Source organism: Faecalibacterium sp. 9 (genome assembly GCF_048320955.1).
Classification (GTDB): Bacteria; Bacillota; Clostridia; order Oscillospirales; family Ruminococcaceae; genus Faecalibacterium; species Faecalibacterium wellingii.
In genome coordinates, this window is the sequence record NZ_JBLWGB010000003.1 from 505,840 (window position 1) to 531,069 (window position 25,230).

Here is a 25,230-nt window from a genome sequence, read left to right on the forward strand (position 1 = left end):
ATAAAACGAAAGCGCTCTCCCAACGGAAACCCGGTGGGAGAGCGCTTTTTTATGATGATGAATTTGAAGGGTGAAGATAGCTTAGTAATGCAGCTCGTCGCCGGTCAGTGCTTCCAGCACCGGTAGCATGGCAGCGGCTTCGGCCTTGGCAGCGGGCAGGTCCATATCGCGGTAGTTGCCGCACTCCACTTCGCTGGCACCGGGCACTGCGCCCTCAAAGCCAGCCATGAAGCGGAAGGACTCCACCGTCAGCTCCAGAGCCTCGGCGGGGGTCAGGCCGCGGGTGAGCAGATAGAAGCCGGTGCGGCAGCCCATGGGGCCAACGTAGATCACGCTGTCTTTAAAGGCGCTGTTGCGCGCATAGGTGGCAAACAGATGCTCCAGCGTGTGGGCAGCACCGGTGGTCAGGTAGTCGCCGTGATTGGGCTTTTTCATGCGGATGTCCCAGGTGAGAACATCGCCGTCCTGACGGCTCAGATACATGCCGCGGTCCAGCTTGGTATGGTCAACACAGAAGCTTGCAATGCGTTCCATGAGTTTTTCTCCTTTGGCTTATGCCTGCAGGCGCTGCACGCTGCCGTGCGCGCAGTCCACAGCGACCATCAGGCCGTCACGGATGTGGCTGGTGGCACCGGCAGCACCCACGACGGTGGGCTTGAGCAGGGCCTTGCCGGCAATGGCGGCATGGCTGTTCAGGCCCGGCTCTTCCACCACCAGAGCGGCGGCGTCGCGCACATAGCTCAGCATTTCGTTGCTGGTAGCGGGGACCACCAGCACCATGCCGGGCTTGAACTTTGCACGCACCTCTTCCAGAGTGCGGCAGACGCAGGCCTTGCCGGTAGCGCTGGTCACATCGGCATTCTCGCGGCCAACGCCCACGCCGGTAGCCAGACAGTTGCCCACCATGTGGATCTTGATCATGTTGGTGGTACCGGACACGCCCACGGGCACGCCTGCGGTCACGACCGCCAGCTCACCGTTGTGCAGGTAGCCGTTCTCCTTGGCCAGAGAGGTGGACATTTCGATCAGCTCATCGGTGCTGTGCGCCAGAGGCATCATCAGCGGGGTGATGCCCCAGCTCAGGGCCAGCTGACGCTGTACCTGTTCCTTCATCACGCAGGCGATAATGGGCTGCTCCGGACGGTACTTGCTCAGCAGACGGGCGGTGTTGCCGGACTCGGACACCGTAACGATGGCTGCGGCGTTCACGTCCTTGGCGGTCAGGCAGGCAGCGTGTGCAGTGGCATCGCTCACGCTGATCTTGCCGGTGTTCTCGGTGAGGGGGACAAAGCGGGCGTGGTTCTCCTGCTCGGTGCGCTCAGCAATGGCAGACATGGTCTTGAGAGCATCCACCGGATAAGCACCGGCAGCAGTCTCGCCGGAAAGCATGATGGCAGAGGTGCCGTCGTAGATGGCATTTGCCACGTCGGAGATCTCGGCACGGGTGGGGCGGGGGTTCACGATCATGCTGTCCAGCATCTGGGTAGCGGTGACGATGGGCTTGCCAAAGGAGAAGGAGCGCTCGATGATGTTCTTCTGGATGCCGGGCAGCTCGGTAAAGTCGATCTCAACGCCCAGATCGCCGCGGGCCACCATGACGGCATCAGCAGCAGCCAGAATGCTGTCGATGTTGTTCACGCCCTCACGGTTCTCGATCTTGGCGATGATGCGGATGTCGGAATCGTACTCGTTGAGCAGGTTGCGGATGTCGTACACATCCTGTGCGGTGCGCACGAAGGAAGCAGCGATGAAGTCGAAGCCCTGCTGTGCGCCGAAGATGATGTCATCGCGGTCGCGCTGGCTCATATACGGCATGGACAGGTGCACGCCGGGCACATTGACGCCCTTCTTGTTCTTGATCTTGCCGTTGTTCAGCACCTTGCAGACGATGTCCGTATCGTTCACGGTGATGATCTGCAGCTTGATCAGGCCGTCGTCCAGCATAATGGTGCCGCCGGGCTGCACGTCCTGCGGCAGGTCCTTATAGGTAATGGAGCAGATCTCCTTGGTGCCCTCCACATCCCGGGTGGTCAGGGTGAAGGTCTGGCCTGCTTCCAACATTTCGGTGCCGTTCTTGAAGTCCTTCAGGCGGATCTCGGGGCCCTTGGTGTCCAGCAGGGCAGCGACCGGCTTGCCCAGCTCTTCACGGATGGCCTTCAGCTTTTCAAAGCGGCCCAGATGCTCTTCGTGAGAGCCGTGGGAAAAATTAAAACGGGCAACGTTCATGCCGTTGGCGACCAGCTCGCGCAGAACGCCTTCCTGATCGGTGGACGGGCCCAGAGTGCAGATGATCTTTGTTTTTCTCATATACTTTTACTACCTCCAACTACTACTTCACATTCTCTATTTTGCGGCAGGCTGTCCGCTGTCATACAGACAGCTGCGCGCGGCCAACGGGAAAAATCCCGTGCTGTGGTACAAAAGCGGAAAAATCCTGTGGTTCAAAACTTTTCCACCTATTATTATATCTGCTGGGATACAATAGAGCAAGGGAAATTTTGCGCTGTGGCTGAATTTTTTAGGCGGTCAAGAAATCTTTGTCGCGGAATGACGTATTTACGTTTAAAAATGAAGAAACGCCCGGTCGATTCGTGAACAAAATGACGAACATTTTGGTGAAAATGACGGATATTTGCGAGAGGGCGAAAAAGCTTGCATCCGGTGCGGGATTTGCTTATAATGATAAGTAAAGATAGTATCACTTATCCGGGGCATGCTCCGGAGGAAATGGAGAAAAAACGATATGGAGAAGCGTGTTTTTCTGATCGTCCTTGACAGCTTTGGAATCGGTGCAGAGCCGGATGCCGCCGCCTTTGGCGACGAGGGCACCAACACCCTGGGTGCCATTGCAAAGCATCCCAACTTCAACTGCCCCAACCTGCGCAGACTGGGCATGTTCAACATCGATGGCGTCACGGCAGGCGAAAAGACCGATGCACCCATCGGCTCCTTTGCCCGCCTGCAGGAGCAGAGCATGGGCAAGGATACCACCATCGGCCACTGGGAGATCGCGGGCGTTGTCAGCCCCAAACCGCTGCCTACCTTCCCGGAGGGCTTCCCGGAGGCGCTCATCCACGAGTTTGAGGAAAAGACCGGCCACAAGGTGCTGTGCAACAAGCCCTATTCCGGTACGCAGGTGCTGAAGGATTACGGCGAGCAGGCCATGAAAGAAAACGCCCTTATCGTCTACACCAGTGCCGACAGCGTATTTCAGGTGGCTGCCAACGAAGAGTTGGTGCCGGTGCATGAGCTTTACCGCTACTGCGAGATCGCCCGCGAAATGCTCAAGGGCGAGTACGGTGTGGGCCGCGTGATCGCACGCCCCTTCCTGGGCCATACTGCCGACACCTTCTACCGCACCACCAACCGCCACGATCTGAGCCTGAAGCCGCCCCGCGCCACCATGCTGGATCTGCTGAAGGACGCGGGCAGGGATGTCATCGCCGTGGGCAAGATCTTCGATATCTTTGACGGCGAGGGCGTGACCGAGAAGATCAAAACCACCGGCAATACCAACGGCATCGCCTTCACCAAGGCACTGCAGACCCGCGACTTTGAGGGCCTTGCCTTTGTAAATCTGGTGGACTTCGATATGCTCTACGGCCATCGCCGTGATGTGGCGGGCTATGCCGCCGCTGCTACAGAGTTCGACAGGTTCGTGGCAGACTTCATCCCCGGGATGCGGGAGGGCGATCTCCTGATGGTGACGGCTGACCACGGCTGCGACCCGTCCTATACCAAGACCACCGACCACACCCGCGAGTATGTGCCGTACCTGATCTGCGGCAAGGGAGTGAAGCCCGGCGTTGACCTTGGCACTCGTCTGTGCTTTGGCACCATTGCCCGGACCATCTGCGAGTATCTGGATGTGGATGCTTCCAGTCTGGATGGCAAGAGCGTCTGGAACGAGATCAAAGCGTAATGATTTTATAGAATGAGAAAGCCGCCTGCATCTTGAACCAATGCAGGCGGCTTTTTTATGCAGTTCAGCGGCACGGCCTTTCTGGTGAAAAAGCAAAACAGGAAATGACCGCAGTCGTTTCCTGTTTTGCAAATAAAATAATATTTCCGCTATAGAGTCCGGAGCTTGCGCAGAGGAGATTTCAAATCGTCAGGCCGCGTCGTTCTGCTGCGAAGCGGCATCCTGAATGGCACCCCAGATGGAGGAAGCCGCATTGTAGATGGACGATGCAGCCTGTTCCACCTCTTCCTGCGTGGGCAGGGAGATAGACGGGGCTTCGGCAGGTGTGTCCCCGCCGGTCTCGCCCTCAGCGGGAGCTTCCGGCTCCGGCGTCTGGGTGTCGGCAGGCTGCTCTGCATCTGCAGGCTGGTCGGCCGGGACGGTCTCTTCCGGCACACTCTCGGCGGGCACTTCCTCGGGAACGCTCTCGGCAGGAACCTCCGAAACAGCGGCGTTCGGGTCGGTGGTGGGGGTGAACACCTCGGTCTTTTCCGGTTTCTGGGTGGTGTCGGCAACGGTGCCCTCACCGCCCAGCACGGACGCGAGCATTTCCCTGGCCTTGCTTACAGAAGAATCGTCCGGCTTCATGACGTAGAGCTTCTGTCCCTTGGCAGAGTAGCACTTGGTGCTGCTGGAACTTGTGCCGGTGACGGTATAGCTTTCAATATCCCACTCGGCAAAGTCGCTCAGCTGCATCCGCACCAGCGCACTGATCTGATCCTGTGAAAAGCTGGTCACAAAGCAGTCGGAGGCGGCATCCATGATCTTGGAAAAGCCCATCAGCAGGGCAGGGGACTTGATCTTGTTCAGCATGGCATCAATCACCTTCATCTGGTTGATGCCGCGCTGGATATCGCCGGACGCAAAGGCGTGGCGTTCGCGGGCAAAGGCCAGTGCGGACTTACCGTCCAGATGGTTCCAGCCTTCCACAAAGGTGGTGGGGTCGTAGTATCCGGGGCTGCCCACCGAGGTGAACGCCTGATCGGAGTAGACATCCACGCCGCCCAGCGCATCGATGATGCTGATGAAGCCTGCAAAGTTGATGCGGATGTAATGATCCACGTTGACGCCGTACAAATTGCCCAGCGTTTCCATGCTGGTCTCCACGCCGTACAGACCGGCATGGGTCAGCTTGTCCTTGCTGCTGGTACCGGCAAGGTCTACGTAATAGTCGCGGGGCGTATTGACGAGGGCCACCCGCTTGGTGACAGGGTTCACGGCAGCAAGGATGTTCACGTCGCTGCGGGCATTTTCGGTCAGCTCGCCGCGGGTATCCACACCGCTGAGGTAGATCACAAAGGGCTCTTTGGTGATCTTGTTGGCCTCGGCACCGGTGAGCAGGCCGGAGGTCATGCTGCCCAGAGCGGAAAGGCCCTGCTGAGCCCAGAAGCAGCCCAGCGCCATGGCGGCGCACAGGAATACCGAGAACACCCGGGCCACCTTGCCGGGAACGTTGTACTCCTGACAGCGCTTTACCAGCAGCCACAGCAGCGCCAGCAGCGCGGCCAGAATGACCAGATACAGAACCGGCAGCATCTGGGTGCGCCACAGCTGCACCAGAGCCAGAACACTTAAAAGGCCTTGTAAGATCAGCAAAATATTCCCCCATTTGGAAGGTACTGCCACGGCTCCGTCCACGGGCGGATGCGCCTGCGGCGGTACCGGTGCATCGTGATGCTTGTGCGTGGGCTTCTGGGCAGAAGGACGCTTGGGCGGCGGGGTCTGCGGCGGTTCCGGAGGAGTCTCGGAAAAGAACGCCGAGCTGTCCACCTCAATGGGCGCAGTATCATCGGAGCCTTCCTTGCGGCTGATGTGCCGCAGAGAACGGCGGTCTTCGTGGGAACGATCGTTTTCATCCATCATTCAAAACCACTCCTTTTTGTCAGGAAACAGGTACAATGGTCAGCACTGCACGGGCGGGAAGGCAGGTGGCGGTCTGATCCTCGTTGGAAAGCCAGCCGAAGCCTTCGCAGATGTGATCCGGGCAGGGCGAATCCACAAACCGGGCTGCACCGTCCTTGATCTGAATGTGGACGGTATAGTAACCGGTGTCCACATCATAGGTCTCATCCACGTCCAGCGGCAGGTTCATGGTGGTGTTGTTGTCGCCGTAGATCAGCTCGGCCCGCAGTCCGGAGCCGGAAGCGTGCACGCGGCGTACCACCAGCAGCACAGCGGCAATGGCCAGAATGACCACGGCAAACAGAAGATTGGTAAGCAGCTTTTTGTTTTTCATGCGTTAATCCTTGATCTGTAATTGTTCCAGCTCAGCCAGCCACAGTGCAGCACAGGCATCGCTGGGCATCCGCCAGTCGCCGCGGGGCGAAAGGGTCACGCTGCCCACCTTGGGGCCGTCGGGCAGGCAGCTGCGCTTGAACTGCTGGGCAAAGAACCGCCAGTAGAAGTTGCGCAGCCACTTGTACAGCACACTGTCCGGGTACTCCGGCCGACCTGCGAATGCAGCCTTTGCCAGCCGGAAGATCTTGGCCGGGCCAAAGCCGAAGCGCAGCACCTGATACAGGTAGAAATCGTGCAGCTCATAGGGCCCCACAAGGTCCTCGGTCTTCTGTGCAATCTCGCCGTCCTTGGCGGGCAGCAGCTCCGGGGAGACGGGCGTATCCAGAATATCCAGCAGCACGGTGCGCAGAGCATCGGTGGCGGCAATGTCGGCTTCGTAGCGCACAAGGTGGCGCACCAGCGTTTTGGGCACACCGGCGTTGACGCCGTACATGCTCATGTGGTCGCCGTTGTAGGTGGCCCAGCCCAGTGCCAGCTCCGAAAGGTCGCCGGTGCCCACCACGAGACCGCCGGTGCGGTTGGCGGTGTCCATCAGCTCCAGCGTGCGCACGCGGGCCTGTCCATTTTCAAAGGTGACGTCCAGCACGCTCTCATCCTGACCGATGTCCGCAAAATGGCTGTGCACGGTGTTGGCGATATCGATCTCCTTAAAGGAGACCTGCAGCTCATCGCACAGGATCTCTGCATTGCTGCGGGTGCGCTTCGTGGTGCCAAAGCAGGGCATGGTCACAGCCAGCACATCCCGGGCGGGGCGGCCCAGCTGCTTCATGGCACGCACGGCCACCAGCAGCGCAAGACAGCTGTCCAAGCCGCCGGAAATGCCGATAACGGCGGTCTTTGCGTGGGCGTGTTCCAGCCGCTTGGCAAGGCCGTCGGCCTGCATTTTCAGAATCAGCTCACAGCGCTCGGCGCGGCGCTTGGGGTCGCTGGGTACAAAGGGTGCGGGGTCGATCCAGCGGGTCAGCGTGGTCTCTGCCGGTTCCAGATCGAACTCCACGGTCTGGTAGCCCTCGCCGCTCAGCTCAAAACTGGTGTTGCGGGCACGCTCGGCTTCCATGCGCTGGCAGTCGATCTCGGTCTCGGCACAGCCGCCGTCAAAGGGGGCGTTCTCCGCCAGAATAGTGCCGTTCTCGGCGATCAGGTCGTGGCCGGCGAACACCATGTCCTGCGTGCTCTCACCGTGCCCGGCGGAAGCATACAGGTAGCCGCACAGCAGGCGGGCAGACTGGTTGGACACCAGTGCCCGGCGATACTCGGCCTTGCCGACGGTCTCATCGCTGGCGGAAAGATTTGCAATCACGGTCGCACCGGCCAGCGCGTGGAAGGTGGAAGGCGGCAGGGCGCTCCACAGATCCTCGCAGATCTCCACGCCCAGCACAAAGCTGGGCATCTGGCGGCAGCGGAACAGCAGGGAGGTGCCAAAGGGCACCTGCTGACCACACACCTCCACCAGCTCCACCTCGGTGCTGCCCGGGGTGAACTGGCGCTTTTCGTAGAACTCGCCGTAGTTGGGCAGATAGGTCTTGGGCACAAGACCCAGAATGCGGCCATGGCATAGCACGGCGGCGCAGTTGTACAGCTTGCCGTGCACCAGCAGCGGAAGGCCCACCAGCGTGACAACGTCCAGTGCTTTTGTTTCATCAAGCAGGGTGCTCAGGGCATCCAGTGCACCGGTCTGCAGAGTACGCTGCAGAAACAGGTCGCCGCAGGTATAGCCGGTCAGGCAGAACTCGGGGAACACGGCCAGCTTCACGCCGCGTGCTGCGGCCTTGCGCAGAGCCTCGGTGATCTGCCGGACGTTATAGGCGCAGTCGGCCACCCGCAGTGCGGGAGAAAGGGCGGCTGCTTTCAAAAAACCATCTTTCATCGGAGGATTTCACATCCTGTCTTTCTTAGTTGACTGCAATTTCCTGCAGTGCACATAGTATACCACAAACAGACCCAAACGGGAAGTAAAAGAACAATGACAAAAACAAAACAGCCGCATTCTCTCCATCTCGCACTGCCCGACGGAGAAAGCGGGCAAGACAAAAAATAAAAAATCCCACACAAAAATGTGCGGGAATCAAAGACTGAAAAATGGAAAACGAGATAGACCGTAAGCCGGGTTCTGTATTAAACGACGATCTGTCTAGACCTGCCATTGCTGACAGGTTCGTGCCGCCTTCGGGACACGCGAGCAGCGCTGTACGTCCCATATAGGCGTTGCTTCCGGTAGGGTTTACAAAGCCGCATGGTCACCCATGCGCTGGTGAGCTCTTACCTCGCCGTTTCATCCTTACCGCATTGCTGCGGCGGTTTGTTTTCTGTTGCACTTTCCCTAAGGTCACCCTCGGCTGCCGTTAGCAGTTACCGTGCTCTGTGAGGCCCGGACTTTCCTCAGAGCGGTCAAAGCCGCCCCGCCGCCGTATGTTCCACTCGTTTTCCGCTCCTCATGATACCATAAAAAAGCAGGATTTGCAAGTAGAAGCCTTTTTTGATATAATATCTTATATATTTTTATGTTTTTTGCACAGGAGGTGGGGGCATATGCGGCTGTTTTTTACGGTGCCCGATACGCCGCAGACCCAAAACGGAGTGCTTCTGCGCAATTTTCTGCGCCAGTGTGCCGTTTCTACCGACCTTGCCCGTGCAGTCAAGTTCCGGGGCAGCGGCTTTTTTGCGGATGGAGAGCCTGTCCTTGCCAACCGCAGGGTGTACCCGGGGCAGACGGTCAGCTTTGAGCTGCCGCCGGAAGGGGAAGGCATGGCCCCGCAGCCGGAGATCCCGGTAAACGTGGTCTATGAGGATGCCTTTGCAGTGGTGCTGGAAAAGCCGCCGCATCTGGCCGTGCACCCCACCCTGAACTACCCCTGCGATACCCTTGCCAACGGGTATGCGGCATGGGCTGCGCAGCAGGGCATCAGCTCGGTGTTCCGCCCGGTGAACCGCATCGATAAGGACACCAGCGGCCTTGTTCTGGCTGCAAAGCACGCCTATGCTGCGCCGCTGCTGGCCCGGAATGTGGAAAAACTCTACTATGCCGTTGTGGAGGGAGAGCTGCCGCTGGGTCCGGGCGTGATCGACGCGCCCATTGGCCGCCAGGCGGAGAGCATCATTGGCCGCTGCGTGACCCCGGACGGCAAGCCCAGCCGTACCGAGTATACCATATTAAAGGCAGAAAACGGCCTGAGCCTTGCAGCCTGTGTGCCGGTAACGGGCCGCACCCATCAGATCCGGGTGCATTTTGCGTCCATCGGCCACCCGCTGGCTGGGGATGACCTTTACGGCGGGAGCCGGGAGCGCATTGGGCGGCAGGCGCTGCACTGTGCAAGGCAGAGCTTCCGGGTGCCGGTGTACACCCCGGTGGAGGGCGGAATCCGGGTGGAATGCCCGGCGAATGGAAATAACTGGAAGACTGCTGCGGCGGAAAGCCCGCTGCCGCAGGATATGAAACAGCTTTTTGGTGAAAAGTAAGTGAAAGAACCGCCCAAATTTTGTGACAATGCTTGTTTCAAAGACGGCAGGGTGTATAATAAAATAAGAATGTTGTGTGCATGAGCCTGCTGGAAAGGGCATGTGCGCTCAAGACCGCCGCCGTCTTATCCCGGCACCGTGTGTGCATTGGCGGCAAGGAAGGAGAAAAACCTTTTGATCGAAGACAAGACAAAGGAGCAGCAGCCCGCTTCACCGGTAAAACCGAAACGCGGCCAGAGGCTGCGCTCCCTTTGGGCACAGCTGCAATGCATGGGGCTTTTGCACCGGCACCGGCTGCGCCGTAAAACCCAGAATCATGTGAATGATTTTGGCAGAAAGCTTGCCCAGAATTCTGCCGTGCCAGTCATCGGGGAGACGCTGTATGCACTGGGCTATTCTACAGAGTATGTATTCGTCCGCGTTGGGCGCGGCCTGCGCAGCGGCTGGCTGTGGCTGTGGCAGGCATTTACGACACTGCTGGCAAATGCTGCGGCAATGGCGTTCCCGGGGGCAGCGCAGATGTTCCGGGACCTGTTCGGCCCGATCTGGCTGTTCTTCCGGGGCTGCGGTTCGCTGCTGGTGCACGCCCAACGGGTGCGGAAAGAAAAAGGCTTTGCCGCAGCCTGCAAAGCCAGCGTACATTATCTGGCCAGCGGCGTGCGCCGCAACCTGAAAACACTGCCGCGCATGGCCATGTATGTGCTGCCGGTGTGCGCACTGGCCGTTATGGTGACCGTGTTCAACCATACTGTCCGCCAGCCTTATGCGCTGGAGGTGCAGGTGAACGGCCAGACCGTCGGCTATGTGGCCAATGAGGATGTGTTCAACTCGGCCCGTGAGGCGGTGCAGGAGCGTATCAACTACGCAGACACCGACCATGCAAAGTGGACCGTGGAGCCTACCTACACCGTTACCGTGGCCCACAAGACCATGGATGAAAACGAGATGGCGGACGCGATCCTGAAGAGCGCCAGCGACGAGATCAGCGAGGGCACGGCCCTGTATCTGGATGGTGAGCTGACCGCAGTGTGCAGTGATGGTGTCAGCCTGCAGAGCTACCTGAGCAGTCTTCTGGAACCCTATGAGGACCCTGAGAACTCCAACGTGACCGTGGGCTTCAACAAGGAAGTTACGCTGGAAAACGGCATCTACTTCAACGATAGCTTTCAGGACGAAGCGGATGTGGAAAAGGAACTTTCCGGTGTGCAGCAGCAGGAAAAGATCTACACAGTGGGCGCAGGTGACACGCTATGGAGCATCGCCCAGAAAAACGACCTCACCTTCCGTGAGCTGTGCGAACTGAATACCAATTTCAAGGGTGCGCCTCTGAACGAGAAATCTAACATTCAGGCCGGTGATGAGCTGATCGTGACCAAGCAGGAAGCTACGCTGGAAGTGCGCATCACCAAGGTGGAGACCTGGCAGGAGGAGATCCCCTATACCACCGAGACCACCACCTCCAACGAGTACACGGTGGGTACCAAGAAAACGGTGCAGAACGGTGTGAACGGCCTGCGTCAGATCACGGCGCAGCGTGTTTATAACACCGATGGCATCCAGCTTTCCCAGAAGATCCTGAGCACGGAAGTGGTGCAGGAGCCTGTCACGGAAAAGATCGTGAAGGGCACCAAAAAGGTGACCAGCAGCACCAGCTACATCACCGGCAGCGGTCAGTTCATCTGGCCGGTGCCCGGCTACCGGAACTGCTCGCGCTGGTACGGCGGCAGCCACAAGGGTGTGGATATCTGTGCGGCTGCCGGTACGCCCATCTACGCATCGGCGGGCGGCACCGTGACCAAGGCCGGCTACAACAAGGCCGGTGCCGGTACGGGTTATGGCTACTCCATCATCATCAGCCACGGCAGCGGCTACACCACGGTGTATGCGCACTGTCTGTCGCTGGCGGTGCACTCCGGCCAGACCGTCAAGCAGGGCCAGCTGATCGGCTATGTGGGCAGCACCGGACGCTCCAGCGGCAACCACTGCCACTTTGAGATCCGCCGCAACGGCAGCTACATCGCGCCGCAGAATGTGTTCAACCGCAGAAAGTATAGGTAAGTTTGCAGAGGGCTTTTTCTCCGGAGAAGGCCCATCTGCTGTATTATGTAACAGAAAAGGAGAGATGATCTTATGTCTACCCCTCACATCAGTGCTGAAAAAGGCGATTTTGCAAAGACCGTCCTGATGCCGGGCGATCCTCTGCGTGCAAAATTCATTGCGGACACCTTCCTCAAGGATGTCCGTCAGGTGACCGGCGTGCGCGGCATGCTTGGCTTTACCGGCACTTACGAGGGCCGTCCCATCAGCGTGATGGGCAGCGGCATGGGTATGCCTTCCATCGGCATTTATTCCTATGAGCTGTTCAAGTTCTACGATGTAGAGAACATCATCCGCATCGGCTCTGCCGGCAGCTATACCGACAAGGCCAAGCTGTTTGACGTGGTGCTGGCCGCCGGTGCTGTGAGCGAGAGCAACTATGCCCGCGTGCAGAGCGGCTTTGAAGGGGACATCACACTGCCCAGCCAGAGCCTGAATGACAAGCTGCGCGCATCTGCCGCAAAGCAGGGCATCCCCCTCATCGAGGGAAACATCCACTCTTCGGATGTGTTCTACCGTCAGCCCTCCGATGCAAAGCCCACCTACTGGGAAAAGCTGCGCGACGAGCGCGGCTGCCTGTGCGTGGAGATGGAGAGCTTTGCCCTGTTTGCCAATGCACAGGTGCTGGGCAAGAACGCTGCCTGCCTGCTGACCATTTCCGACAGCTTTGTTTCGCCGGAGATCACCACGGCAGAACAGCGCCAGAAGAGCTTTACCGATATGATGAAGGTAGCACTGGGTGCAGAATACTAAGCGTTAAAAACGCATTTCAGCGCGGTTTGCCTGCAAAAGGGCTTGCCGCGCTGTTTTCGACCCCTGAAAACCAAAAAAGGAGTGACGGATATGACAAACCTGACCCTGGAAGAAAAGAAGGAGCTCATTCGCATGGCACTGGCTGCACGGGAAAAAGCCTATGTACCCTACAGCGATTTTATGGTAGGCGCTGCCCTGCGCGCCAAGGATGGCCGCATTTTTACCGGCTGCAACGTGGAGAACGCTGCCTTTACCCCCACCAGCTGTGCAGAGCGCACGGCTCTGTTCAAGGCGGTGGCCGAGGGTGTGACCGAGTTCACCGACATTGCTGTGGTGGGCAGCCGCCGCGGCGAGGTGAACGAGCAGATCACTTCTCCCTGCGGGGTGTGCCGCCAGGCTCTGTTTGAATTCGGCGGGCCGGAACTGAATGTTATCATGGCAAAGACACCGGAAGATTTTATCGAGCGCAGCATGGACGAACTGCTGCCCTTCGGTTTTGGCCCTTCCAATGTGGCGGGCAACTGTGCCGTGAGGTAATGGGATAAAAGCGCAGAGGCACACTGCAGGACAATAAAGTAACGGAAATACGTGCATTGTGCGGCAAAACACAGGGAGTGCACGGAAAATGGCCGGAACTACGGCAAATTTGTGCATAAATACTACTTTTGCTAAAAACTTACAAAATTATTGTAAAGATTTTGTAATCGGAATTTGCTTGCATCTGACATGGCTTGCCGTTATACTTGAACCAGTAAATGTGCAGCTCTGCGCATTTTATTTGTTTGACGCGATTTTTTAAAATAAAGGAGAGTTTCTTATGAAGATTTCTCGTCGTAACTTTCTGGCTGTGGCTGGTGCTGCTGCCGCTGCCGCTGCTCTGACCGCCTGCGGCGGTTCTTCCGCTTCTTCTACCAGCACCGCTTCTTCCGCTGCTGCTTCTACTGCTTCCTCTGCTGCTGAGGGCGGTGAGAAGATCGTCAAGGTCGCTCTGACCTGCGATACCGGCACGATCGATGATGAGAGCTTCAACCAGGCATGCTGGACTGCTGTTTCCGGCTACATGGGCGACGACTGCCAGTACTACATCCCCGAGGCTGACGCCTCCGATGAGGACCGCGAGACCATGATCCGTCAGGCTGTCAACGACGGCGCTGATGTGATCGTCTGTGTCGGCTACCTGTACGGCGCTTCTCTGGCATGGGCTGCTGACCAGTATCCCGATGTCAAGTTCATCGCCATCGATGTGACTCAGGGCGATATCGGCACCGATGCCATCCCCGCCAACTGCTACTGCATCACTTTCAAGGAGGAGCAGGCAGGCTATCTGGCAGGCTACGCCATCGCAAAGGACGGCAAGACCAAGCTGGGCTTCCTGGGCGGCATGGCTGTTCCCGCTGTTATCCGTTACGGCTACGGCTTCGTGCAGGGCGCTGATGCCGCTGCTGCTGAGCTGGGCCAGAACATCGAGATCAACTACTTCTACGGCGGCCAGTTCTACGGCGATGCAAACATCACCTCCCGTATGGAGGGCTGGTACTCCAACGGCACTCAGGTCGTCTTTGCCTGCGGCGGCGGCATCTACACCTCCGCTGTTGAGGCTGCTCTGAAGAACAACGGCTACGTCATCGGCGTTGACGTTGACCAGAACTACATCGGTGCAAACGGCGTTGCAGATGGCACCTACGCTTATAACCCGTTCATCACCTCCGCTATGAAGGGTCTGACCGAGGCTGTCAACACTGCACTGGCTGATATCGATGCCGGCAGCTGGGGCGACATCGCAGGTTCCAATGGCAACTTTGGTCTGGAGGACGGCGATTATATCGGCCTGCCCACCGATGCAGACAGCTGGAACTTCGAGTCCTTCACCACCGACGAGTACGAGGAAGTCAAGGGCAAGATCAAGAGCGGCGAGATCACTGTTGATAACAGCTCCGACGACGCTACCAAGCCCACCGTCAGCGAGTTTACCACTGTCAACTACATCCAGTAAGGTATTGTCCGACAGGCCTGCCTGCGGACGATCGATAGGTCTTTTTAAAGCGGGGCATCCTGTAGCGGGGTGCCCCGCTTTTTTCTGTCAGCTATTGGCGTAATGCGGAAAAAATGCAGCAGACTCTTCGTGAAAAGGACACAAAAGTAATACTATTATCTGTGCTTTCTGCCAAAAAGCAAAAAAGACATGTGCAAATTGCCGCAAATCAGGTATAATGAATACTAAAGAAGTATCGGTGTCGAAACGACACGAAAGGAGAGTGAGCAGATTGGCAGAGGATTTTGTGATCGAAATGCTCCACATTACCAAGGAGTTCCCTGGAATCAAGGCAAACGACGATATCACCCTGCAGCTGCGCAAAGGCGAGGTACATGCCCTGCTGGGCGAGAACGGCGCCGGCAAAAGTACGCTGATGAGCGTGCTGTTTGGCCTGTACCAGCCGGAAGCTGGTCAGATCCGCAAAAACGGCAAGGAGGTTGCCATCCGCAACCCCAATGATGCAAATGCACTGGGCATCGGCATGGTGCACCAGCACTTCAAGCTGGTAGAATGCTTCAGCGTGCTGGACAACATCATTCTGGGCGTGGAGCCCAACAAGATGGGCTTTTTGCAGAAGGCTGAGGCTCGCAAAAAGGTAATGGCCCTGAGCGAAAAGTACGGCCTGCGCGTGGACCCGGATGCACTGATCAGCGATATCTCTGTTGGTATGCAGCAGCGCGTTGAGATCCTGAAGATGCTGTACCGCGACAATGAGATCCTGATCTTCGACGAGCCCACGGCAGTGCTGACCCCGCAGGAGATCGACGAACTGATGGAGATCATGCGCGGGTTCAAGAAGGAGGGCAAGTCCATCCTGTTCATTACCCACAAGCTCAACGAGATCATGGCTGTGGCAGACCGCTGCACAGTTCTGCGCAAGGGCAAATGCATGGGTACTGTGGACATCAAGGATACCACCAAGGAAGAGCTTTCCCGCATGATGGTGGGCCGTGATGTGCAGCTGCAGGTGGACAAAAAGCCTGCAGACCCCGGCAGGGTGGTGCTGGATGTGAAAAACGTCACCATGCACAATGCCCAGCACAAGAAGGACGCAGTCCGGGATGTCTCTTTTCAGGTGCACGCGGGCGAGATCGTCTGCCTTGCAGGCATCGAGGGCAACGGCCAGACCGAGTTCGTCTACGGCCTGACCGGTCTGGAAAAGATCAGCAGCGGCAAGATCATGCTGGACGGCAAGGACATCACCAATGAGACCATCCGTCAGCGCTCCAAGGACGGCATGAGCCACATCCCGGAGGACCGTCACAAGCACGGTCTGGTGCTGGACTACAGTCTGGAAAACAACATGGTGCTGCAGCGTTACTGGCAGCCGGAGTTCCAGAAGGGCGGTTTTATCCGCAGCGATAAGGTGCGGGAATACTCCGATAAGCTGATCGCGCAGTATGATGTGCGCAGCGGTCAGGGCAGTCTGACCACCGTGCGCAGCATGTCCGGCGGCAATCAGCAGAAGGCCATCATTGCCCGCGAGATCGATAAGGACCCGAAGCTCTTGGTGGCAGTCCAGCCCACCCGCGGTCTGGACGTTGGTGCAATTGAATACATCCACCGCCAGATCGTGGCCGAGCGCGATAAGGGCACGGCCGTGCTGCTGGTCAGTCTGGAGCTGGACGAGGTGATGAACCTGTCCGACCGCATCCTTGTGATGTACGAGGGCGAGGTCGTGGGCGAATTTGATCCCAAGACCACCACCGTGCAGGAGCTGGGCCTGTATATGGCAGGCGCACGCAAGCAGGGAAAGGAGAGCAAATAACACATGAACAAGAAAAAACTTTCCCACAGCAGTCTGAACAGCTCCATCACCAGTGTGCTGGCTGCTCTGCTGTGCATCCTGATCGGCCTTGTGGTCGGTTTTCTGGTGCTGCTGGCCATCAACCCGGCGCACGCATGGGGCGACGGCTTTGTGCGCATCCTGAAGGGCGGCTTCCATGACGCACCCTATGGCGTCGGCAAGGAGCTGGCAAATGCGGCTCCCCTTATTATGACCGGTCTGTCCGTGGCGTTTGCCTTCAAGACCGGCCTGTTCAACATCGGTGCGGCGGGTCAGTACACGCTGGGCGCTTACGGCGCTTTGTACTGCGCCATCATGCTCAAGCTGCCATGGTTCGTCTGCCTGATCGCCGCCACCATTCTGGGCGGTCTCTGGGGTGCAATCCCCGGCTTCTTCAAGGCCTACTTCAACATCAACGAGGTCATTACCTCCATCATGTTCAACTGGATCGGCCTGTATCTGGTCAATGAGCTTATTTACCAGAACGGCACCGGCCCCATGTACGATGTGCGCAACACCCGTACCATGAACCTGAGCAAGAACGCCGATTACGCCCAGTCCATCATCCCGGACTTTGGCCTGAACAAGTTGTTCCAGACCAACAGCACCACCATCGCCATCTTTCTGGCGGCAGCAGTGGCAGTTCTGATCTGGGTGGTGCTGAACAAGACCACCTTCGGCTACGAGCTCAAGGCAGTCGGCCTGAACAAGAGCGCTGCCCGCTACGCCGGCATCAACGAGAAGAAGAACATCATCCTCTCCATGGCCATTGCCGGTGCGCTGGCCGGTTTTGGTGCGGGTCTGTACTACCTTTCCAATGTGTCCCAGTGGAACCCGCTGAACTCCACCAGCCTGCCGACGATGGGCTTCAACGGCATTTCCGTTGCACTGCTGGCAAGCTCCAACCCCATCGGCACCATCTTCTCGGCCATCTTCATTTCCCATATCTCGGTGGGCGGTTCCTTCCTTTCCACCAAGTATTACCCCACTGAGATCTCGGATCTGATCAGCGGCATCATCATCTACCTGTGCGCATTCTCCATGCTGTTCCGTGGTAGGATCCACGCACTGCTGTTCAGGAATGCCGACAAGACCAACGTGAACGCAGAGCCTGCTGCTCCTGCAAAGCCTGCAACCGAAAAGGAGGGCAAGTGATATGCTGCTTCTGATCAAATATACGCTGCTGTATGGCATCGTTCTGATGCTGGTGGCACTGGGCGGTATGTTCAGTGAGCACTCCGGCATCATCAACATCGCACTGGAAGGTATCATGGTCATTGGCGGTGTGGCGGGTGTTCTCACCCTGACCTTGCTGCCTGCCGGGATGCCGGTCTTCCTCGTGGTGCTGATCTCTGTTCTGGTGGCGGCACTGGCCGGTATGGTGTACAGTCTGCTGCTGGCCTTTGCCTCCATCAATCTGAAGGCGGATCAGACCATCGGCGGTACGGCCCTGAACCTGCTGGCCACGGCCATCGCGGTGGTCCTTGCCAAGAATTTCAGCGATAGCGGCAGTGCAAAGCTGAACTACACCAACAAGCCCTTCCTGTTCAGCATCGGCGGGCTGGAGCTGAGCATTTTTGTGCCGCTGGGCATCATTCTGCTGATCATCAGCTATGTGGTGCTGTACAAGACCCGCTTTGGCCTGCGCCTGCGTGCCTGCGGCGAGCATCCGCAGGCAGCGGACTCTGTGGGCATCAACGTCTACAAGATGCGCTATGCCGGTGTTGTCATTTCCGGTGCACTGGGTGCGATCGGCGGTATGGCCTACATCGTGCCCCCGGTTCAGACCTGGAACTTTGAGGTGGGTGTGGCCGGTGCAGGCTTCCTGGCTATGGCTGTTATGATCTTTGGCCAGTGGAAGCCCTTCAACATCTTTGGCGCAGCTATGTTCTTTGCTGTGTTCAAGAGTCTGGCAAACATTGCAGACTCTACCTTCCTGGCACAGCTGCACTGGTCCAGCAATATCTACAACATGATGCCGTTCGTGGCGTCCATGATCATTCTTGCATTTACCTCCAAGAACAGCATGGCACCCAAGGCAGAGGGCATCCCCTACGACAAGGGATCCCGCTAAAACGACGACTCGTGATCCCAAAACAAGGGCGCAGCTGCTTTTCCGGGCGGCTGCGCCCTTTTTGACTTAAAATTGGGCAAAGTTTACAGAATGATACTTGCTTTTGTTTGGAATTTTGCTATACTATATCTTACAATGTCGTACTATTGAAAAAACGAGGAGCGTGATACGATGCGCGTTTATGATCTGATTGCAAAAAAGCGTGACGGCGGTACGCACAGCCGTGAGGAGCTGGAGCAGATCGTCAATGGCTATGTCAGCGGAGAAGTGACTGATTACCAGATGGCTGCATGGATGATGGCTGTCTATCTGCGCGGCATGACCGATGAAGAAACCGCAGAGCTGACCGATGTGATGGCTCACAGCGGTGTGATGGTGGATCTTTCGCCCATTCCGGGCATCAAGGTGGACAAGCACTCCACCGGCGGCGTGGGTGACAAGACCACGCTGGTCATTGCACCGATCGTCGCAGCCTGCGGCGTGAAGATCGCCAAGATGAGCGGCCGGGGTCTTGGTCATACCGGCGGCACCATTGATAAGATGGAAAGCGTGCCCGGCACCAGAACCGCCCTCTCGCAGGAGGAGTTCTTTGCGCAGGTGAACAGGATCGGCCTGTCGGTCATTGGCCAGAGCGAGGGAATTGCCATTGCCGATAAAAAGATGTATGCCCTGCGGGATGTGACCGCAACCGTCAGCTGCATCCCGCTCATCGCGTCCAGCATCATGTCCAAAAAGCTGGCTTCCGGCTCGGACGCCATTCTGCTGGATGTGACCACCGGCACCGGAGCTTTTATGAAAACGGTAGACCAGAGCATTGAGCTGGCCAAGCTGATGGTCTCCATCGGTACCCACCATGGCCGCCGCGTTGCCGCCATGATCACTGATATGGACACCCCGCTGGGCCATAACATCGGCAACAGTCTGGAGGTCATGGAAAGCATGGATGTGCTCAAGGGCCATGGCCCCGCCGACCTGACCGAGGTCTGCCTGCAGCTGGCGACGAACATGCTGGTGCTGGCCGATAAGGGCACTCCTGCCCAGTGCCGTGCCATGGCCGAGGCGGTGATCGCCGACGGTTCTGCCTTTGCAAAGTGCAAGGAGATGTTTGCGGCGCAGGGCGGCGATACCCGCGTGCTGGACGACTACAGCCTGTTTGAGCGGCCTGCGGCAAGCTTTGAGCTGCTGGCAGAGCAGGACGGTTACATTGTGGCGAACGATGCCGAGAAAATTGGCTCTGCCAGCGTGCTGCTGGGTGCGGGCCGACAGAAAAAGGGCGACCCGCTGGACTTTGCCGCCGGCATCACCCTGCATAAAAAGCGCGGCGACTACGTAAAGAAGGGCGAGAGCCTTGCCACCTTCTACGGCGCAGCCGATAAGTTTGAAGCTGCCGCCGCCGAGTACCGCAGCGGCCTTGTGTACGGTGCCGAAAAGCCGGAGGAAGCCCCGCTGGTGTATGCCCTTGTAACGAAGGACGGCGTGGCGCGCTATTAAATGAAATAAAAGCTTCCGGGACGGTATCTCCCGGGGCTTTTTTGCGTCATTTGGCAGGTTTTGTTGCATAACATGGAAAACAGTGGAACTTTGGCAGGAGATATGGTATACTATGATGGATTTGTGCTGTCCCGGCAGAAGGGACGCGGAAAGAGAAAGGACTTGTTATGAAGATCATTCTGGTGGGCGGCGGCAAGGTTGGCACTGCGCTGGCGCGGCAGCTCAGTGAGGAAGACCATAATGTGACCATTGTGGACACCAACAAAGCGCGTGTGGAACATCTGACTGAAAGCTACGATGTGCTGGGTATCGTGGGCAACGGTTCCTCGATCACCACGCTGGCAGAGGCCGGCATTGAAGATGCGGATGTGTTCATTGCCGTGACCGGTTCGGATGAGCTGAACCTGCTGTGCTGCATGTTTGCCAAAAAGGCGGGCCACTGCCATGCAATTGCCCGTGTGCGCAACCCGTCCTACAGCCATGAGCTGGACTTTATCAAAAAGCAGATCGGCATTTCGGCCATCATCAATCCGGAAATGGCTGCAGCAAAGGAGATCTCCCATCTGCTGCGCTTCCCGGGCGCAAGCAAGATCGACACCTTTGCAGACGGCCGTGTGCGGCTGATCAAGTTTGCACTCACCGCAGAGCAGGGGCTGGACGGCGTGGCCATCCGCGAGATCCCCACCCGCCTGAAGAGCGATATTCTGGTGTGTGCTGTGGAGCGCAGCGGCGGCGTCATCATCCCGAACGGTAACTTTGTGCTGCAGAACGGCGATCAGGTCACCTTCCTTGCTACACAGGAAAAGGCCCACGAGTTCTTCCAGCGCATCCATCTGCCGGTGCGCCCGGTGCGCAATGCCTTCATCGTGGGCGGCGGTGCCATTGCCTTCTACCTGAGTCAGGAATTGCTGGAAAACCATGTGCGGGTGCGCATCGTGGAGCGCGACCCTGCCCGCTGCATGGAGCTGGCAGAACAGCTGCCCGGCGCACAGATTCTGAACGAGGACGGCTCCAACCGCGAATTCCTGCTGTCCGAGGGCATGGAGTCCACCGAAGCTTTTGTGGCCCTGACCAACATCGACGAAGAAAACGTGCTGCTGACCCTGTTTGCCAAAAAGCACTCCAAGGGCAAGCTGGTCACCAAAGTCAACCGTCTGGAGTTCGATGATATTCTGGCCGGTCTGGATCTGGGCAGCGTGGTCTACCCCAAGTACATGACCTGCGATTACATCGTGCAGTATGTGCGTGCACTGCAGAACGAAGCGGGTAGCAACATCAAGACGCTGTACCGCATTCTGGACGACCGCGTGGAAGCGCTGGAATTTACCGTCCACGAGGAAAGCGCTGCCACGGGTGTCCCCCTGAGCCAGCTGCACCTGAAAAAGAACCTGTTGCTGTGCTGCATCACCCGCGGCCATCAGATCCTGATCCCGCGCGGCGGCGACCAGATCCAGGTGGGCGATAACGTGATCGTGGTCACGCTGGAGCATGGCCTGCATGACCTGCGCGATATTCTGGATAAGGGCGCAGAGGGTTGACGGAGGCAGACTATGAATTATGCGATCGTTTTCCGTCTGCTGGGCTATGTGCTGATGATCGAAGGCGCGCTGCTGCTGCTGCCCGCAGCGGCCAGCGGATTCTACGGCGAATGGTTCGTGCTGGGCGTGTTTCTGATCACGGCGGCAGTCAGCGCCGCCATCGGCTACGCCCTGCGCGGCATCAAGCCCCAAAGCAAGGTATTCTATATGCGGGAGGGCTTTGCTGCTACCTCGCTGAGCTGGATCGTCATTTCCATCGTGGGTGCCGTTCCGTTTGTGGTGACGGGCTGCATCCCGAACCCGGTGGACGCCCTGTTTGAAACGGTGTCCGGCTTTACTACCACCGGTGCCAGCATCCTGCCCGGGGTAGAGGATCTGCCCAAGGGCATCCTGTTCTGGCGCAGCTTCACCCACTGGATCGGCGGCATGGGCGTTCTGGTGTTCCTGCTCTCGCTGCTGCCCCTGACCGGCGGCTCCCACGTCAACCTGATGAAGGCGGAAAGCCCCGGCCCTCAGGTGGATAAGCTGGTGCCCAAGGTGCAGTCTACCGCAAAGATCCTGTACGGCATCTATTTTGCACTCACCGTGCTGGAGCTGGTATTCCTGATGCTGGGCGGCATGCCGCTGTTTGAGTCCATGCTCACGGCCTTCGGCACGGCGGGCACCGGCGGCTTCGGCTTCAAGAATGACAGCTTTACCAGCTTTTCTCCCTACATCCAGTGGGTCGTGACCATTTTCATGATCCTGTTCGGCGTCAACTTCAATGCCTACTTCCTGCTGCTGCTGCGCAAATTCAACCGCGTCATCAGCGAGGAGGTGCGCGGCTACTTTGTAGTGATCCTGGCAGCGGTGGGTCTCATCACGGCCAACATCTACAGCATCTACAACAACTTTGGCGAAGCGCTGCGTCAGGCAGCCTTTCAGGTGGGCTCCATCATCACGACCACTGGCTTTTCCAGCTGCGATTTTGACCTGTGGCCCACCCTCTCCAAAGAAATTCTGGTGGTGCTCATGTTCATTGGTGCCTGCGCAGGCAGCACCGGCGGCGGCATCAAGGTGAGCCGCCTCCTCATTCTGGGCAAGACCTTGGGCAAGGAGCTCAAGCAGGCACTGCACCCGCAGGTGGTGGCCCCCGTCCGCATGGACGGCAAGCTGCTCAACCACGAGACCATCCGCACCACCAATGTGTTTATGGGCGCGTATTTCTTCATCTTCGTGGTATCCTTCCTGCTCATCAGTCTGGATGGCTTTGATATGGTGACGAACTTCACAGCCATTGCAGCTACCTTGAACAACATCGGCCCGGGCCTTGCGCAGGTGGGCCCCATGATGAACTTTGGCAGCTTTACGAACCCTGCAAAGCTGGTGATGATCTTCGACATGCTGGCCGGCCGTCTGGAGATCTTCCCGATGCTGGTGCTGTTCCTGCCGGATACGTGGCGCAGATTCTAAAAAGCGATAACAAAAAGCCATCTGTGATCTTCTGCTCGTATTGAGCATTTGGAAAGATACAGATGGCTTTTTTGCGCGTAACGGTAAGCTGCACAAACCCTTCCCTTTTCGGGGAAGGCGGATCTGCGAAGCAAAGACGAAGAAGCTTTTATACTTCCACTTTTTCCTGTGCTCGGTACTGCAGGGCTTCCAGCACACAGTCCTCATCCAGCAGCTGTTTGCCTGCCAGATCGGCCACCGTGCGGGCCACCCGCAGGATGCGGTCATGGGCGCGAGCGGAAAGGCCCAAAGCGTCGTAGGAGGCACGCAGCAGCCGCTCGGCGGCGGGGGTCATGCGACAGACGCGCCGCACCTGCCCGGCGGTGAGCTGGGCGTTGCAGAGCACGCCCTCAAAACCCGGGGCGGCATAGCGCTTTGCCTGAATGGCCCGGGCGGCAAGCACCTGTTTGCGCAGGTCGGCGCTGCTCTCGGAGGGAGCCGATGTGTGCAGCTCGTCAAAGGCGATGGGGTCCATCTCTACGCACAGGTCGATGCGATCCAGCAGCGGGCCGGACACCCGGCTGCGGTACTGCCGCACGGCACTGGGTGAGCAGGTGCACTGCCGGGTGGGGTGTCCGTAGTAGCCGCATTTGCAGGGGTTCATGGCTGCCACCAGCTGGAAATGGCTGGGATAGGTGGCGCTGCCTGCCGCGCGGCTGACCGTGATCTGACCATCCTCCAAAGGTTGGCGCAGGACTTCCAGACTCTCGCGGGAAAACTCCGGGAGCTCGTCCAGAAACAGCACGCCGCAGTTGGCAAGGCTGCACTCGCCGGGCCGGAACTGCGCACCGCCGCCAGCCAGCGCTGCGGCACTGGCTGAGTGGTGCGGGCTGCGGAAGGGGCGTACAGAGACGAGCCCATGTCCCTGCGGCAGCTGGCCCGCAATGGAGTAGATCTTGGTGGTCTCCACGGCTTCCTCCCGGGTGAGCGGCGGCAGGATGCCGGGCAGGCGCTTTGCCAGCATGGATTTGCCGGTGCCGGGTGCGCCGATCAGCAAAACGTTGTGTCCGCCGGAAGCGGCAATGACCATGGCCCGCCGCGCCAGAGACTGGCCCAGTACGTCCGCAAAATCCGGCACCTGTGCCCAGGCTTCTGCCGGATCAAAGGGGACAGCGGCGGCAGGGGACAGGGACGAGATTCCCTTCAGCGCATCCACTACCTCACGGGCTGTGTGGGCGGGGTAGACCGCCATTCCATCGGCGCAGGCCTCGGCAGCTTCTGCGGCGTTCTCGGCGGGGACATACAGGGCGCGGATGCCGCTTTCGGCAGCGGCCAGAGCCATGGGCAGAACGCCGGATACCGGCCGCAGGGTGCCGTCCAGTGCCAGCTCGCCCAAAAAGGCAGCATCCGATGGGACGGCCTCCAGCTGGCCGCTGGAAATAAGAAGCGCAAGCAGCAGGGGCAGATCATACACCGGGCCGGTCTTGCGGACATCGGCCGGGGCCAGATTGATGGTGATGCGTCGGTCCGGGAACTTGAACCCCAGATTCTTGATGGCGGCACGCACGCGGTCTGCACTTTCGCGCACAGCGGAATCCGGCAGGCCTACGATGGAAAATGCGGGCAGACCGCCGGAGACATCGGCTTCTACCGCTACGGCAAAGCCGTTCAGGCCCTTCAGACCAAAGCTTCGGGTGACAGAATACATGGTGCTCTCCCTCGCTCCAATGAGTGACAAAACGGAAAAGAATTGGCAAAAGTGGAAAATAATGGACAAAAATGCCAAACTTCGACACAAAAATACGTCTGGATTCATTATAGTAAAGGGCAGGAAAGATGTCAATGCGATAGAGAGGAGAGATTTTTTCCATGATGAACAACGAATACTGCCGCTATATCCATACATATTCGGAGCTGGAGGGGCTGCAGCATGCCCACAGCCTTGTCTATTGCGGAGCTTTGTCCGCACAGGGCGTGGTGATGGAGCTGCGGCACGAGCAGGATGGCCGGGTGCGCTGCAGTGCGGTGCGCCTGCCCGAGGGCAGCTTTGCCCGGGCCATGCAGCTGCTGCGCTACCTGTGCGAAAACAGCGTGGGTCTGGAGCAGTGGCTGGAGGTGCTGGCGGATGTGGGCCAGAGCTATGAGCTGCTGGAAAATGCTGGCACAGCCGGGATGATCCCGGACTTTGCAGGCGATAATTTGGATTTTTGTGCCTTATGCCGGTTTTAAGCAGCAAATCTTGTTGCAGATTACGCAATTGACACATGGACGCGGAGAGTTTATATTATAAGTAGGTTTTGTTAAACCTGT

General features: G+C 58.2%; 19 protein-coding genes and 1 other RNA gene. 13 read left to right on the forward strand and 7 right to left on the reverse strand.

The window, feature by feature from the left end; genetic code table 11:
• Positions 1–81 precede the first annotated feature (81 nt).
• Together ACKXF9_RS14870 and pyk are read right to left on the reverse strand one after the other, a co-directional pair.
• Positions 82–534 (reverse strand): S-ribosylhomocysteine lyase, encoded by a 453-nt coding sequence (locus tag ACKXF9_RS14870; protein ID WP_249236981.1) that lies wholly within the window; start codon positions 532–534, stop codon positions 82–84.
• Positions 535–552: 18 nt separating this feature from the next.
• Positions 553–2,307 carry a pyruvate kinase gene (gene pyk, locus ACKXF9_RS14875; protein WP_339395176.1) on the reverse strand — a complete coding sequence of 585 codons (1,755 nt, stop codon included), beginning with the start codon at positions 2,305–2,307 and terminating at the stop codon, positions 553–555.
• A gap of 436 nt (positions 2,308–2,743) precedes the next feature.
• Here pyk and ACKXF9_RS14880 point away from each other — a divergent pair, with 436 nt between their 5' ends.
• A complete protein-coding gene (locus ACKXF9_RS14880; protein WP_339395175.1) occupies positions 2,744–3,922 on the forward strand; it encodes a phosphopentomutase in 1,179 nt (392 codons plus the stop codon).
• Between the two features lie 189 nt (positions 3,923–4,111).
• Here ACKXF9_RS14880 and ACKXF9_RS14885 read toward each other — a convergent pair whose 3' ends face one another.
• The 4 genes from ACKXF9_RS14885 to rnpB all read right to left on the reverse strand — a co-directional run bounded on the left by ACKXF9_RS14885 (position 4,112) and on the right by rnpB (position 8,680).
• Positions 4,112–5,824: an LCP family protein gene (locus tag ACKXF9_RS14885; protein WP_348583182.1), complete on the reverse strand. Its 1,713-nt coding sequence runs from the start codon at positions 5,822–5,824 to the stop codon at positions 4,112–4,114.
• Between the two features lie 19 nt (positions 5,825–5,843).
• Positions 5,844–6,197, reverse strand: coding sequence for a NusG domain II-containing protein (locus ACKXF9_RS14890; protein WP_005940047.1), 354 nt, complete (start codon positions 6,195–6,197; stop codon positions 5,844–5,846).
• A gap of 3 nt (positions 6,198–6,200) precedes the next feature.
• The gene (locus tag ACKXF9_RS14895; protein WP_418266649.1) at positions 6,201–8,126 is read right to left on the reverse strand and encodes an NAD(+) synthase; all 1,926 of its coding nucleotides are present in this window, start codon (positions 8,124–8,126) and stop codon (positions 6,201–6,203) included.
• A 216-nt stretch (positions 8,127–8,342) separates the two neighbouring features.
• An RNA gene (gene rnpB, locus ACKXF9_RS14900) (RNase P RNA component class A) lies at positions 8,343–8,680 on the reverse strand.
• Between the two features lie 108 nt (positions 8,681–8,788).
• Here rnpB and ACKXF9_RS14905 point away from each other — a divergent pair.
• From ACKXF9_RS14905 to ACKXF9_RS14955, 11 genes are all read left to right on the forward strand, one after another.
• Entirely contained in the window at positions 8,789–9,715 is a 927-nt protein-coding gene (locus ACKXF9_RS14905) for an RluA family pseudouridine synthase (protein WP_418266650.1), read from the forward strand.
• A gap of 174 nt (positions 9,716–9,889) precedes the next feature.
• A complete protein-coding gene (locus ACKXF9_RS14910; protein ID WP_418266651.1) occupies positions 9,890–11,773 on the forward strand; it encodes a peptidoglycan DD-metalloendopeptidase family protein in 1,884 nt (627 codons plus the stop codon).
• A 72-nt stretch (positions 11,774–11,845) separates the two neighbouring features.
• Positions 11,846–12,565 carry a purine-nucleoside phosphorylase gene (deoD, locus tag ACKXF9_RS14915; protein ID WP_005940061.1) on the forward strand — a complete coding sequence of 240 codons (720 nt, stop codon included), beginning with the start codon at positions 11,846–11,848 and terminating at the stop codon, positions 12,563–12,565.
• Positions 12,566–12,655: 90 nt separating this feature from the next.
• A complete protein-coding gene (locus tag ACKXF9_RS14920; RefSeq protein WP_418266652.1) occupies positions 12,656–13,102 on the forward strand; it encodes a cytidine deaminase in 447 nt (148 codons plus the stop codon).
• A 280-nt stretch (positions 13,103–13,382) separates the two neighbouring features.
• A complete protein-coding gene (locus ACKXF9_RS14925; RefSeq protein WP_418266653.1) occupies positions 13,383–14,558 on the forward strand; it encodes a BMP family lipoprotein in 1,176 nt (391 codons plus the stop codon).
• 295 nt (positions 14,559–14,853) lie between these two features.
• On the forward strand, positions 14,854–16,368 hold the full coding sequence (locus ACKXF9_RS14930; RefSeq protein ID WP_348585181.1) for an ABC transporter ATP-binding protein: 1,515 nt from the start codon (positions 14,854–14,856) through the stop codon (positions 16,366–16,368).
• 3 nt (positions 16,369–16,371) lie between these two features.
• Entirely contained in the window at positions 16,372–17,541 is a 1,170-nt protein-coding gene (locus tag ACKXF9_RS14935; protein ID WP_249236971.1) for an ABC transporter permease, read from the forward strand.
• A gap of 1 nt (position 17,542) precedes the next feature.
• Positions 17,543–18,460 (forward strand): ABC transporter permease, encoded by a 918-nt coding sequence (locus tag ACKXF9_RS14940; RefSeq protein WP_339395166.1) that lies wholly within the window; start codon positions 17,543–17,545, stop codon positions 18,458–18,460.
• A 171-nt stretch (positions 18,461–18,631) separates the two neighbouring features.
• Positions 18,632–19,951, forward strand: a complete 1,320-nt coding sequence (locus ACKXF9_RS14945; protein WP_418266654.1) for a thymidine phosphorylase — start codon at positions 18,632–18,634, stop codon at positions 19,949–19,951.
• A 167-nt stretch (positions 19,952–20,118) separates the two neighbouring features.
• Positions 20,119–21,489 carry a Trk system potassium transporter TrkA gene (gene trkA / locus ACKXF9_RS14950; protein WP_249236968.1) on the forward strand — a complete coding sequence of 457 codons (1,371 nt, stop codon included), beginning with the start codon at positions 20,119–20,121 and terminating at the stop codon, positions 21,487–21,489.
• 12 nt (positions 21,490–21,501) lie between these two features.
• Positions 21,502–22,941, forward strand: a complete 1,440-nt coding sequence (locus ACKXF9_RS14955; protein ID WP_249236967.1) for a TrkH family potassium uptake protein — start codon at positions 21,502–21,504, stop codon at positions 22,939–22,941.
• Positions 22,942–23,089: 148 nt separating this feature from the next.
• Here ACKXF9_RS14955 and ACKXF9_RS14960 read toward each other — a convergent pair whose 3' ends face one another.
• Entirely contained in the window at positions 23,090–24,628 is a 1,539-nt protein-coding gene (locus ACKXF9_RS14960; protein ID WP_339395162.1) for a YifB family Mg chelatase-like AAA ATPase, read from the reverse strand.
• Between the two features lie 161 nt (positions 24,629–24,789).
• Between ACKXF9_RS14960 and ACKXF9_RS14965 the strand changes: the two genes are divergently transcribed.
• On the forward strand, positions 24,790–25,149 hold the full coding sequence (locus ACKXF9_RS14965) for a hypothetical protein (protein ID WP_418266655.1): 360 nt from the start codon (positions 24,790–24,792) through the stop codon (positions 25,147–25,149).
• Positions 25,150–25,230: the final 81 nt, after the last annotated feature.